Origin of the sequence: Kitasatospora sp. NPDC002227 (genome assembly GCF_040296285.1) — a bacterium.
Taxonomy (GTDB): Bacteria; Actinomycetota; Actinomycetes; order Streptomycetales; family Streptomycetaceae; genus Kitasatospora.
Window position 1 is genome coordinate 14,399 of record NZ_JBEOWY010000025.1, and the last position, 12,530, is coordinate 26,928.

Sequence of the window (12,530 nt, forward strand, 5' to 3'; positions counted from 1 at the left end):
CCGCCAGGGTCCACCACTCCCCGGCCGGGCGCACGCGAATTAACGGCCCGCCGAAGGAAGTTCGGCGGGCCGGTGGTCAACCGACCGGATCAGGCGGTCAGTTCGGCCGCGACGAGCTCGGCGATCTGGACGGCGTTGAGCGCGGCACCCTTGCGGAGGTTGTCGTTGGAGAGGAAGAGAGCGAGGCCGTGCTCGACCGTCTCGTCGACCCGGATCCGGCCGACGTACGACGGGTCCTTGCCCGCCGCCTGGAGCGGGGTGGGGATCTCGGAGAGCTCGACGCCCGGGGCGTCGGCGAGCAGCTCGTAGGCGTGCTCGGGGCTGATCGGGCGCGCGAAGCGGGCGTTGACCTGGAGCGAGTGGCCGCTGAAGACGGGCACGCGCACGCAGGTGCCGGAGACCTTGAGCTCGGGGATCTCGAGGATCTTCCGGCTCTCGTGGCGCAGCTTCTGCTCCTCGTCCGTCTCGGCCGAGCCGTCGTCCACCAGGTTGCCCGCGAGCGGGATGACGTTGAAGGCGATGGGCCGCTTGTAGACGCCGGGCTCGGGGTACTCGACGGCCTCGCCGTCGAAGGTGAGCCGGTCGGCCTGCTCGACCACCTTGGACACCTGGCCGTGCAGCTCGGCGACGCCCGCCAGGCCCGAGCCGGAGACGGCCTGGTAGGTGGTGGCGACCAGCGCGATCAGGCCGGCCTCCTCGTGCAGGGGGCGCAGCACCGGCATGGCGGCCATGGTGGTGCAGTTCGGGTTGGCGATGATGCCCTTGGGGCGGTCCGCGATCGCGTGCGGGTTGACCTCGGAGACCACCAGCGGCACCTCGGGGTCACGCCGCCAGGCGGAGGAGTTGTCGATCACGACGGCACCGGCCGCCGCGACCTTGGGGGCCAGCGCCTTGGAGGTCGAGCCGCCGGCGGAGAAGATCACGATGTCCAGGCCCGTGTAGTCGGCCGTGGCGGCGTCCTCGATGGTGATCTCGCCGTCCTGCCAGGGCAGCGTGCGCCCGGCCGAACGGGCCGAGGCGAACAGGCGCAGCTGGGTCACCGGGAACTTGCGCTCGGCCAGGATGGTGCGCACCACGCCGCCGACCTGCCCGGTCGCTCCAACGATGCCGATCTTCATCAGTGCTTCTCCTCTTGGTACGTGATCTGGGGCCGCACGCAGCCCATCATGCCTGTTCACGCGTCGAGTGCGTCGAGCCGTTCCAAGGCGTGGGCGACGGACGCCCGGCCCGCGGGCAGCAGCGGCAGGCGCACGGCCGCGCTGGGCAGCCGCCCCTGGGCGTGCAGCAGGCCCTTGACGACGGTGGGGTTGGGCTCGGCGAAGGCCGCCGCGGCGAAGGCGGAGAGGCGGTGGCCGAGGGCGCGCGCCCGGGCCACGTCACCGGCGGCCCAGGCCTCGGTCAGCTCCACGAACCGGCCGGTGGCCAGGTGGGCGGCGGCCAGGATGCCGCCGGGGGCGCCGAGCGCGAGCAGCGCCGGGAAGAACGGGTCGTCGCCCGCGAGCACCGCGAAGCCCTCGGGGGTGTCGCCGAGCAGGTCGACGGTCGCCTGGTCGACCCCGCCCACGGCGTGCTTGACGCCGATGACGCCCGGCAGGGCGGCCAGCTCGCGCAGGGCGCCGGCGCCGATGGTCTGCCCGGTGCGGTACGGGATGTTGTAGACGATCAGCGGGACGGCGCTCGCGGCGGCCAGCTGGTCGAAGTGCGCCACCACCCCGCGCTCGCCCGGGCGGCTGAACGACGGCACGGTGACCAGGGCGGCGTCCGCGCCGGTCAGCCCGGCGAGCGCCCGGGCCGAGGCCCGGGTGTCGGCGGTGCCCGCGCCGACCACGAAGGTGGCGCCGCGCTCGCGGCAGACCCGGGAGACCAGCTCGACCACGGCGGCCCGCTCGGACTGGTCCAGGGTGGCCACCTCGGCGGTGGTGCCGAGGGCGACCAGACCGGCCGCACCCTCGTCCAGGACGGAGTGGGCGAGCGCCTCGAGCGCCTTGAGCTCGGCCGCGCCGAAGTCGAGGGAGCCCTCGGCGAAGGGCGTGATCAGGGGTACGTAGACACCACGGAGTTCCATGCCGACGAGCCTGACGGCTCCGCACCGTGCAGGTCCAGTTCCTCTTTCCGAGGTCTCTCGTAAGCTGGGCTTATGCTCGATGTCCGCCGCCTGCGGCTGCTGCGCGAACTCGCCCACCGGGGCACCATCGCCGCCGTCGCCGAGGCGCTCTCCTTCAGCGCCTCCGCCGTCTCCCAGCAGCTCTCCGTACTGGAGCGCGAGGCCGGGGTGCCGCTGCTCGAGCGCACCGGCCGCCGGGTGGTGCTCACCCCCGCCGGGCAGAACCTGGTGCGCCACGCCGAGGCGGTGCTGGAGCGGCTGGAGCAGGCCGGGGCCGAACTCGCCGGGGCCCGGCAGGGGCTGACCGGGCCGCTGCGGATCGGCACCTACCCCTCCGCCGCCCGCGCGATCATCCCGGCCACCCTGCTCGCCCTGGCCCGCGCCCACCCGGGGCTCGAACCGATGGTCACCGAGGTCGACCCGGCGGCCGTCGCGGCGGCGCTGCGGGCCGGGGAGCTGGACGTGGCGCTGGTGCACGAGTACGACTTCGTGCCGCGCGGCGCCGAGCCGGGCCTGGCCGGGGAAGCCGTCTTCACCGAGGCGATGTACCTGGCCGCCCTGGACGGCCCCCGGACCGTCGCCGGGCACCGGGACTCGCCCTGGATCACCGCCCCGCCGGGCACCCTCTGCCACTCGATGGCCGTCCGGGCCTGCCAGGCCGCCGGCTTCACCCCGCGCGTGCGCCACCAGATCGACGACTTCGCCACCGTGCTCGCCCTGGTCGCCGCCGGCCAGGGCGTCGCCCTCGTCCCCCAGCTCGGCACCGCCGACCCGCCCCCGAACGTGCGGCTCACCCGCCTCCCCATGGCCCGCCGCACCGGCACCGCCTACCGCAGCGGAGCCCGCGCCCACCCCGCCGTACTCGCCTTCACCACGGCCCTGCGCTCGGCCCTCCCACCCGAGCTCCGGCCGGACGGACCCGGGCTCCGACCGGACAGGCCCGGGCTCCCGCCGGACAGATCCGAATCGGTGTGACACCTAACGATCGGTCAAGGCGTGTTCAGATCCGGGGCGAGAGCGTCGCCGCAGATCAGACGGGGGTTCAGGGGATGGACGAGGCGCGGGACTTCGAGGAGTTCGCGGCCGACGCTACGCGGCGGCTGTTCCACGTCGCGTACCTGATGTGCGGGGACTGGCACCGGGCGCAGGACTTGGTGCAGACGGCGCTCGCCAAGATGTACGCGGTCTGGGGGCGGCTGCGCCAGGGCGAGGACGAGCCGACCCTGCACGCCTACGCCCGCAAGGTGCTGCTGCGCACGTACCTCTCGCAGCGCCGGCTGCGCCGGGAGACCGAGCTGGTGGTCGCCGAGCCGGGCGACTACGCGCGGAGCGCGGCGGCGGGCGGCACCTCGCCCGACCTGCGGCTCACCCTGATCGCCGCGCTGCGCGAACTCCCGCCCCGCAACCGGGCCGTGGTGGTGCTCCGCTACCTGGAGGACCACAGCACCGAGGCCACCGCCGAGATCCTGGGGTGCAGCGTCAGCGCGGTGAAGAGCCTCAGCAACCGCTCGCTCGGCAAGCTCCGGGAGATCCTCGGCGAGGACCGGGAGCTGCTCTTCCATGACTGACCGCACCCACCCCGCACCGACCGACAGGAGCCACGGCCGTGGAGCTTGAAGACCGCATCGGCGCGCTGCTCGGCGACAGCGTGCGCGAACTGCCCGTCCCCGTCGCGGTGATCGTCGCCGAGGCCGGCCGCCAGGGGCGCCGCCGCCGCAGCCGCCGCCGCGCGGCCCAGCTGGCCGGCGCGACGCTGGCCACCGCCGCCGTGGTGTGGACCGGTGCGGCGATCGACCTGCACCGCGCCCCCGCCGCCCCGGCCGCGGCCGACGTGGTCGGGGAGAACGTGCTCGGCACCCTGGCCGACCTGCTGCCCAGCGGCGCGAGCCTGCGCGAGGTGGTCACCCCGCCCGAGACGCACGGTCTGACGGTCCGCTACGACGACGGCCGCTCGCCGGTCACCCTCACCGTGGACCTCGCCCCCGGCCCCGGCTGCACGGACTGCACCCGCACCAGGCTGGGCGACGGCACCACCGAGACCTCCGAGCGGCTGGCGGACGGAGTCCGGGTCCGGGCGCACCACCCGGACGGCAGCGAGGTGGAGCTGACGGTCCGCCCGGCCGAGGGCGCCCTGCCGCTCTGGCAGCAGGTGGCGGCCAGCCCGCGCTGGTCGGTGAGCTGGCCCGTGCACTGAGCCCGTGCACCGGCTGCACCGACCCTGTGCACCCGCCCCGCACGCGGGGCGGTACGCGGGGCGGTGCGCCGAGGCTGCGCCGCCCCGTACGATCGCCCGGTCAGCCGGCGCCCCCAGAGGTGCGCCGCACCGTCACGGGGGAGTTCTGTCATGCCTGTTCAGCCGTTGGAGCCCACCGACCCCGAGCACGTCGGCCCGTACCGGCTGCTCGGCAGACTCGGGGCCGGGGGCATGGGCCGGGTCTACCTGGCGCGTTCGGCCGGGGGCCGGACCGTCGCGGTGAAGGTCGTCCGGGCCGAGCTCGCCGAGGACCAGGAGTTCCGCGACCGGTTCCGCCGCGAGGTGGCCGCCGCCCAGGCCGTCAGCGGGGCGTACACCGCGCCCGTGGTGGACGCCGACCGCGACGGGGCCACGCCCTGGCTGGCCACCGCGTACGTGCTCGGGCCCTCGCTCACCGACGCGGTCGCCGCGCACGGCCCGCTGCCCGCCGAGTCCGTCCGGGCGCTGGGCACCGGGCTGGCCGAGGCGCTCACCGCGATCCACGCGGCCGGGATCGTGCACCGGGACCTCAAGCCCTCCAACGTGCTGCTGGCCTCGGACGGCCCCCGGGTGATCGATTTCGGCATCGCCCGGGCGCTGGAGGGGGCCCGGCTGACCAGCACCGGCCTGGTGGTCGGCTCGCCCGGCTTCATGAGCCCCGAACAGGTCAGCGGCGCGGCGCCGGTCGGGCCGCCGGGGGACGTCTTCGCGCTGGGCGCCGTGCTGGTGTACGCGGCGACCGGCCAGGGGCCGTTCAGCGCCGAGTCGGACTCGGCGGCGGCCCTGCTCTACCGCGTCCTGCACGACGCGCCCCGGCTGGACGGCCTGCCCGAGAGCCTGCGCCCGGCCGTCACCGCCTGCCTCGCCAAGGTGCCGGCCGACCGGCCCACCCCCGGCGAGCTCGCCGCCCTGCTCGGCGCCGGGCAGCAGCTGGCCCGCGCCGCCTGGCTCCCGGCCGAACTCTCCGCCGAGATCGCCACCCACGCCGCCCAGGTGATGGACATGGAGACCCCGGCCCGCGGCAGCGCCGCCCCCGACCCCCGCCTCGGCGCCACCGCGCACCCGCCCACGGCCACCGGCTCCCCCGCCGCCGGGACGATGAAGCTGGGAGCCGCGGCCGCCCCGGCTGCCGCTCCCGTCGAGGCACCCGCCCGCCCCGGGCCCTCGCGACGGGGGCTGCTGATCGGCGGCGGCGCACTCGGGCTGGCGGCCGCGGGCGCGGCCTACGCCTGGGCCGTGTCCGGCAAGCCGAAGGGCGCCGGCCCCTCCCCCGTACCCCCGACCGCCAAGCCCACCGGGACGGGCAGCCCCCGCCCCCGCACCCCCGGGGTGGCCCCGCAGCCGATCTGGTCGCAGACGCTCAGCTCCAGCCGCGGCCTCGGCTCCGCCATGCCGGTCTGCGTCGGTGATCTGGTCCTGCTCGGCGGCGACGGGCTGACCGCCCTCCAGCTCTCCGACGGCACGGTGCGCTACAGCAAGCCGGACGCCGTCGCCGGCTACCTCGGCGCCGCGTCCGGACTGGCCGCCTACAGCGGGATCGCCGCCCTGGTGGGGGCCGACGTCGCGAGCGGCTCGGTGCTGTGGAAGTTCGAACCGAACACCCCGGCGAACTCCAAGGAGCAGATCGCCCCGGACAAGGTGCTCGCCATCGACGACCACAACGTCTACGCGACCTGCTCGTTCATGGCGGTGGACTCCTACGGCCTGACCGAGACGGGCGCCACCCCGACCCCCGGCATCATGGCGCTGGACCGCAAGAACGGGAAGCTGGTCTGGAGCCAGCGCCGCAAGGCCAAGGCCGACAACTACGTGAACTCCCTGCTCTCCGCCGGGACCCTCCTCTACACCGACTCGCAGAAGAACCTGGTCGCCCGCTCCACCAGGGACGGCGCCCAGCTCTGGTACGCCGACACCGACAACCGGGGCGCGTACTACCAGCCGGTGGCGGACGGGCAGCGGGTCTACTGCTCGGCGGCGGGCAGCGGCATCCAGGCCGTGGACATCGCGAACGGCAGGCAGAGCTGGATCAAGACCGCCCCGGCGGGCAGCAAGTACTGGTACAGCCCGCCGGCCGTGGCCGACGGCGTCGTCTACAGCTACCTCGGCGGCCAGTCCTTCACCCTCCCGAGCATGACGTACGCGCCGGCCACCAATCCGGTGCTGTACGCCTGGAACGCGGCCAACGGCACCGAGCTCTGGCACCTGGAGCTGCCGGACGAGGCCAGCATGGCCGTCTCCCCCGTCATGGTCGGCACCACCCTCTTCGTGGCCACCCCGAACAAGGGCGTGCACGCCGTCGACACCAAGGCCCGCAAGGTGATCTGGACCTTCGACACCGGCCTCACCGACACCGTCGACTGGCAGCTGGCCACCGACGGCAAGGTCCTGATCGCCGCCCAGGGCGCACACGCCTACGCCCTCCCGGCGGTCTAGCGGGAGCGCGGCGGCGGAGGCGGCACCCGGGTGATCACGGTCGGCTGGTCCGCCGACATCTGCACCGCGGTCTCCGCCTCCGGCCGGCCCGCCTGGCCCGCCTGCCCTGCCGGGCCCGCCTGCGCCGGAATCAGCGGGAGTGCCCGGCGCAGGCGCACCCGGCCGGGGACGTCGAAGGCGGCCCGGCGCTGGGCCAGGGTGATCTGCTCGACCGTGAGCGTGCCGGTGGTGGTGCACCGCGCGCACTCGGCGCCCACCAGCGCGCCGCCCCGCACCACGGCCAGCAGCCCCTCGACGTCGAAGACCACGGTGAGCCCGACCTCCAGCGTGCCCAGCCGGATGTCGTCCACGTAGAGGTCGACCTTGGGCTGCTGAGTGGAGGTGATCTTGTGCGTCAGCATCGGCACCAGCTCGGTGCGGCCCGGGTCCTGCCGGGTGAGGTGGGCGGCTGCGCGCAGCTTCGAGGCGTACTGCCAGCCGCTCGCCGCGAGGTCCAGCAGGTCCTCGCCGAGGAAGCCGTCGACGGCCGTGGCCAGCTCGCGCTCCACCGACCGGCCGACCGCCCCGGAGAGCCTCCGGGCCCCACGGGTCAGCTCGCCGACCGTACCGCTGTCGCGGAGCGCTCGGCCGATGGCTTCCGCGGCATCCATCCGGGCCGCGCCGTAGAGCAGCTCACGGGTGTCGACCACGAAGTCCGGCAGTGGGGCGGTGGTCATGGCTCCTCCTCGATGCTCCGCCTACCGGCATCCCGCCGGGCCTGCAGGCGCACCGTGAGACCGTGCGGCTCGCGTCCGTCCTCCGCCTCGGCCAGGCCCACCCGCCCGGGCCGGTCCGGCCGGGGCACCACATGGACGTGAGCCCGGGCCCACCGCCGTGGCCGGAGCAGCAGCAGCCCGACCGCCAGCGCCAGCAGCAGCCCACCACCGGCGGCCGATCCGACCTCCACGGCGACGGGCTGCGAGGAGCCACCGCCGCTGTGGCCGCCACCACCGAGGGTGATGCTGCCTCCACCGCCACCGGTGCCACTGCCACCACCGCTGGTACCGCCGCCACCTGTGCCGCCGCCCGAACCACCGTTGTCCGTACCGCCACCGCCGCTGCCGCCGCCGCCCGAACCACCGCCACCGGAGTTGTGGTCCGTACCGCCCCCACCGCCGCCCTGGCCGCCACCACTGCCCTGGTCGCCCCCGCTCGTGGCCGGCACCGTGAAGGTCGAGGTGTCGCCGACCGTCGGCTGCCCGGTGCACTCCGCGCGCACCGTATGGCTCCCGGCCGTGGCGTTGGCCGGCACGGGGAAGGTCGACGTGAACGCTCCGTAGGGGTCAGGGTGGATATCGCCCACCGAAGCCCCGTCGAAGGACACGTCGCCGTTCCCGTAGGTGGAGCAGACGAACCCCGTGCCCGTCGCCGTCACGGCCGTCCCCACCGGCCCGCCGGCCGGGTCGAGATGCAGGACGGGAGGCTGCACGACGCCACTACCGCCACCGCCGCTGCCACAGCCGCAGTCGTCGACGGTGAAGGTGGCCTCGATGTAGTCGTACGACACCGGCACCACGGCCGCGGCGGCGAGCTTCGTGTAGGTGCAGCCGGCCCTGATGGTGATCGGCCCGGCCGGTGCGTCCGCAGGGATTTGGAGAGATGTCCTGAAGGTGCCGTCTCCTTGCGGCTGCACGGTGGTGATCAGTGCCCCGCCGGGCTGCCAGGTGAGCGCGGATTCGGTGCAGCTGCCGAACTGGTCTCCGGTGGCCGTCACCTCCGTGCCCGCCGGGCCGTGCGTGGGATCCAGGCTCAGGCTCAGGGTGAAGGCGTGCGCCGCCGGGGCGAGGACGGTGTACGCCACCGCGACCACCAGGCCGAGCACCAGCATGAACAGTGCTCTCACCACCGCCGTCCGGCCGCTCATCCGGACCACCCCACTCCGTCACCCGAGGGGTCTCCTGGCAACCACGATCCTGGATCGCGCCGCGCCCCGACAGAGGCACTCGTCCCATCTCGTCGTGGACCAGGAGGGCTACTACCTCCCCCAGCAGTGACCACCTGACCAGGCACGGCTCAGGAGGCCCCCGGACACCAGCAGCCGCTGCTCCGTCCGGGGGTCTCACCGCGTTAGGGTGGACGCTTCAGTCCGACCCCCACCCCGAGGAGCAGCGCCCCGTGGCCGACAGCTTCGTCCATCTCCACGTGCACACCGAGTACTCGATGCTGGACGGGGCCGCGAAGAACGGCAAGCTCTTCGCGGAGGCCGAACGGCAGGGCATGCCCGCGATCGCGATGAGCGACCACGGCAACATGTTCGGTGCGTACGAGTTCTACCACGCGGCCCAGAAGACCGGCGTCAAGCCGATCATCGGGATCGAGGCGTACGTCGCGCCGGGCTCGCGGTTCGAGAAGAAGCCGGTCTTCTGGTCGCCCGGCGGGCAGCGCCCGTCGAACACCGACGGTGAGGGCGGCAAGGACGTCTCCGGTGGTGGCCGGTACACCCACATGACCATGTGGGCCGAGAACGCGACCGGGCTGCGCAACCTCTTCAAGCTCTCCTCGCTCGCGTCGATGGAGGGCTACTACATGAAGCCCCGGATGGACCGCGAGCTGATCGCCGCCAACGCGACCGGCATCATCGCGACCACCGGGTGCCCCTCCGGCGAGGTGCAGACCCGCCTGCGGCTGGGCCAGTACGAGGAGGCCGTCAAGGCCGCCGCCGCGTACCAGGACATCTTCGGCAAGGAGAACTACTTCCTGGAGCTGATGGACCATGACCTGTCCATCGAGCGCGACGTCCGCGACGGCCTGCTGCAGCTCGCCAAGCAGCTGAACATCCCGCTGCTGGCGACCAACGACTCGCACTACGTCACCGCCGACCAGGCGGACGCCCACGACAGCCTGCTCTGCGTCGGCGTGGGCAAGAACAAGGACGACCCGAACCGCTTCAAGTTCAACGGCTCCGGCTACTACATCAAGACCCCGGAGGAGATGCGCGAACTCTTCCGCGACCTCCCGGAGGCGTGCTCCAACACGCTGGAGATCGGCGAGCGGATCGGCTCGTACAAGGAGGTCTTCGACTACGTCGACCGGATGCCGCAGTTCGACGTGCCTGAGGGCGAGACCCAGGCCTCCTTCCTGCGGCAGAAGATCGCGGCCGGCCTCCAGCACCGGTACGGCGACAACCCGAGCCAGGAGGTGCTCGACCGCGTCGAGCTGGAGATGGGCGTCATCACGCCCATGGGCTTCGACGCGTACTTCCTCGTGGTCGCCGACATCTGCCAGTACGGTCGGGACAACGGCATCCCGGTCGGCCCCGGCCGTGGTTCGGCGGCAGGCTCGATGGTCGCGTACCTGACCGGCATCACCCAGCTCGACCCGCTGGAGCACGACCTCCTCTTCGAGCGCTTCCTCAACCCCGAGCGCATCAACCCCCCGGACGTCGACATCGACTTCGACGACCGCCAGCGCGACCAGATGGTGCGCTACGTCACCGAGAAGTACGGCGCCGCGTACACCGCGCAGGTGAACACCTTCGGCACCATCAAGGCCAAGGCCGCCGTCAAGGACGCCAACCGCATCCTCGGCTATCCCTTCTCGATGGGTGACCGCATCACCAAGGCGATGCCGCCGGACGTGATGGGCAAGGGCGTGCCGCTGGCGGATCTCTTCAACGAGAAGCACCCTCGCTACAACGAGGGCACCGAGATCCGCAACATGTACGCCAACGAGCCGGACGTCAAGAAGATCATCGACACCGGCCTCGGCATCGAGGGCCTGATCCGCGGCACCGGCGTGCACGCGGCGGCCGTCATCCTCTCCTCGACCCCGCTGCTCGAACTGATCCCGCTGCACATGCGGGACAAGGACGGCGTGATCATCACCGGCTTCGACTACCCGTCGTGCGAAGCCATGGGTCTGATCAAGATGGACTTCCTGGGTCTGCGGAACCTGGGCATCATCGATCACTGCATCAAGATCGTGAAGTCCAACCGGGGCGTGGACGTCGACATCGAGAAGATCCCGATCGACGACCCGACCACCTACCAGCTGCTGGCCCGCGGCGACACCCTGGGCGTCTTCCAGCTCGACGGTGGCCCCATGCGTGCCCTGCTCAAGCTGATGAAGCCCACCGAGTTCGCCGACATCTCCGCCGTCTCGGCGCTGTACCGGCCGGGCCCGATGGGCATGAACTCGCACACCAACTACGCGCTCCGCAAGAACGCGCAGCAGGAGATCGTCCCGATCCACCCGGAGCTGGAGGAGCCCCTCAAGGAGGTCCTCGGCCCCACCTACGGTCTGATCGTCTACCAGGAGCAGGTGCAGCGAGCCGCCCAGGTGCTGGCCGGCTACTCGCTCGGACAGGCCGACCTGCTCCGCCGGGCCATGGGCAAGAAGAAGAAGGAAGTCCTCGAGAAGGAGTTCGTCCCCTTCCACGCGGGCTGCAAGGAGCGCGGCTACTCGGACGAGGCGATCCAGGCGGTGTGGGACGTGCTCGTCCCGTTCGCCGGGTACGCGTTCAACAAATCGCACTCCGCCGCGTACGGCCTGGTCTCGTACCAGACGGCCTACCTCAAGGCGAACTACCCCGCCGAGTACATGGCCGCCCTGCTCACGTCCGTCGCGGACGACAAGGACAAGATGGCCGTCTACCTGGCCGAGTGCCGCCAGATGGGCATCAAGATCCTCTCGCCCGACGTCAACGAGTCCGTGGTCGACTTCACCGCCGTCGGCTCCGACGTCCGCTTCGGCCTGAAGGCCGTCCGCAACGTCGGCGTGAACGTCATCGAGTCGCTGATCAAGACCCGGAAGGAGAAGGGCAAGTACACCTCCTTCGCCGACTTCCTGGACAAGGTCGAGCTGGTCGCCTGCAACAAGCGCACCATCGACTCGCTGATCAAGGCCGGCGCCTTCGACTCGCTCGGGCACACCCGGCAGTCGCTGGTCGCGGTGCACGAGAACGCGATCGACGCCGTCACCGGCCTGAAGAAGCAGCAGGCCATCGGGCAGGACGACCTCTTCGGCGCCCTCGACACCGGGGCCGACGCCCCCGCGATCGGGCTCGACTTCGAGCTGACCGACCGTGAGTGGCCGCGCAAGCAACTCCTCAGCCTGGAGCGGGAGATGCTCGGCCTGTACGTCTCCAGCCACCCGCTGGACGGCGCCGAGCACATCCTGGCCCGCAACCGGGACATCTCCATCGCCGAACTCCTCGGCTCCGGCCGCACCGAAGGCGAAGTCCGGCTCTCCGGCCTGATCACCAACGTGGACCGCCGGATCAACAAGGCCGGCAACGCCTGGGCGATCATCACGCTGGCCGACCGTGACGGCTCGGTCGAAGTCCTCTTCTTCCCGGCCACCTACAACCTGATGGCCGACCAGATGGTCGAGGACAACGTCATCTCCGCCCGCGGCCGCCTCAACGAGCGCGACGGGTCCCTGAGCATCTTCGGCCAGGAGATCACCACCCTCGACATCTCCTCCGCCGAGCACGGCGGCAAGCCGCCCATCCAGATCACCATGCAGGCCGCCAAGGTCGACGCCAAGGTGGTCCGCGAGCTCAAGCGCTCGCTCAAGGCCCACCCCGGCGACGTGCCAGTCCGACTGCTCACCACCAGCCGCCAGAAGGACGTGCTCTACGAGCTCGGCTTCCTGGTCGACAACAACACCGCCTTCGCCAGCGAGATCAAGACCCTCCTCGGCCCCTCCGCCTGGACGGTCTGACCACCACATGACGGACGCCCCCGGCCGATGCGGCCGGGGGCGTTCGCCGTTGCTGAA

The 12,530-nt window shown here is 72.4% G+C and carries 9 protein-coding genes; 5 read left to right on the forward strand and 4 right to left on the reverse strand.

Going from position 1 to position 12,530, the window contains the following annotated elements:
- Window positions 1–89: 89 nt before the first annotated feature.
- On the reverse strand, window positions 90–1,118 hold the full coding sequence (locus ABT095_RS22120) for an aspartate-semialdehyde dehydrogenase (RefSeq protein ID WP_350531184.1): 1,029 nt from the start codon (window positions 1,116–1,118) through the stop codon (window positions 90–92).
- Window positions 1,119–1,174: 56 nt separating this feature from the next.
- Window positions 1,175–2,065, reverse strand: coding sequence for a dihydrodipicolinate synthase family protein (locus ABT095_RS22125; protein ID WP_350531185.1), 891 nt, complete (start codon window positions 2,063–2,065; stop codon window positions 1,175–1,177).
- Between the two features lie 72 nt (window positions 2,066–2,137).
- On the opposite strand from ABT095_RS22125, the gene ABT095_RS22130 reads away from it, so the two are divergent.
- From ABT095_RS22130 to ABT095_RS22145, 4 genes are all read left to right on the forward strand, one after another.
- Complete coding sequence (locus ABT095_RS22130) at window positions 2,138–3,079, forward strand: LysR family transcriptional regulator (protein ID WP_350531186.1); 942 nt, start codon at window positions 2,138–2,140, stop codon at window positions 3,077–3,079.
- Window positions 3,080–3,153: 74 nt separating this feature from the next.
- Window positions 3,154–3,672, forward strand: coding sequence for a SigE family RNA polymerase sigma factor (locus ABT095_RS22135; protein ID WP_350531187.1), 519 nt, complete (start codon window positions 3,154–3,156; stop codon window positions 3,670–3,672).
- A gap of 38 nt (window positions 3,673–3,710) precedes the next feature.
- Window positions 3,711–4,298 (forward strand): hypothetical protein, encoded by a 588-nt coding sequence (locus tag ABT095_RS22140; protein ID WP_350531188.1) that lies wholly within the window; start codon window positions 3,711–3,713, stop codon window positions 4,296–4,298.
- A gap of 150 nt (window positions 4,299–4,448) precedes the next feature.
- Complete coding sequence (locus ABT095_RS22145) at window positions 4,449–6,770, forward strand: protein kinase domain-containing protein (RefSeq protein WP_350531189.1); 2,322 nt, start codon at window positions 4,449–4,451, stop codon at window positions 6,768–6,770.
- On the opposite strand, the gene ABT095_RS22150 is transcribed toward ABT095_RS22145, so the two are convergent.
- Both ABT095_RS22150 and ABT095_RS22155 read right to left on the reverse strand, forming a co-directional pair.
- Window positions 6,767–7,486: a hypothetical protein gene (locus ABT095_RS22150; RefSeq protein WP_350531190.1), complete on the reverse strand. Its 720-nt coding sequence runs from the start codon at window positions 7,484–7,486 to the stop codon at window positions 6,767–6,769. The genes ABT095_RS22145 and ABT095_RS22150 overlap by 4 nt on opposite strands.
- The gene (locus ABT095_RS22155) at window positions 7,483–8,673 is read right to left on the reverse strand and encodes a hypothetical protein (protein ID WP_350531191.1); all 1,191 of its coding nucleotides are present in this window, start codon (window positions 8,671–8,673) and stop codon (window positions 7,483–7,485) included. The genes ABT095_RS22150 and ABT095_RS22155 overlap by 4 nt, the downstream gene beginning before the upstream one ends.
- A 251-nt stretch (window positions 8,674–8,924) precedes the next feature.
- Between ABT095_RS22155 and dnaE the strand changes: the two genes are divergently transcribed.
- Window positions 8,925–12,473 (forward strand): DNA polymerase III subunit alpha, encoded by a 3,549-nt coding sequence (gene dnaE / locus ABT095_RS22160; protein WP_350531192.1) that lies wholly within the window; start codon window positions 8,925–8,927, stop codon window positions 12,471–12,473.
- The last annotated feature ends 57 nt before the right edge of the window (window positions 12,474–12,530 follow it).

Excerpts from the sequence above, each read along its gene's own strand:
- ABT095_RS22125 (WP_350531185.1), bottom strand. The coding sequence starts at position 2,065 with ATGGAACTCCGTGGTGTCTACGTACCCCTGATCACGCCCTTCGCCGAG.
- ABT095_RS22145 (WP_350531189.1), top strand. The coding sequence starts at position 4,449 with ATGCCTGTTCAGCCGTTGGAGCCCACCGACCCCGAGCACGTCGGCCCG.
- ABT095_RS22150 (WP_350531190.1), bottom strand. The coding sequence starts at position 7,486 with ATGACCACCGCCCCACTGCCGGACTTCGTGGTCGACACCCGTGAGCTG.
- ABT095_RS22120 (WP_350531184.1), bottom strand. The coding sequence starts at position 1,118 with ATGAAGATCGGCATCGTTGGAGCGACCGGGCAGGTCGGCGGCGTGGTG.
- ABT095_RS22135 (WP_350531187.1), top strand. The coding sequence starts at position 3,154 with ATGGACGAGGCGCGGGACTTCGAGGAGTTCGCGGCCGACGCTACGCGG.
- ABT095_RS22155 (WP_350531191.1), bottom strand. The coding sequence starts at position 8,673 with ATGAGCGGCCGGACGGCGGTGGTGAGAGCACTGTTCATGCTGGTGCTC.
- ABT095_RS22130 (WP_350531186.1), top strand. The coding sequence starts at position 2,138 with ATGCTCGATGTCCGCCGCCTGCGGCTGCTGCGCGAACTCGCCCACCGG.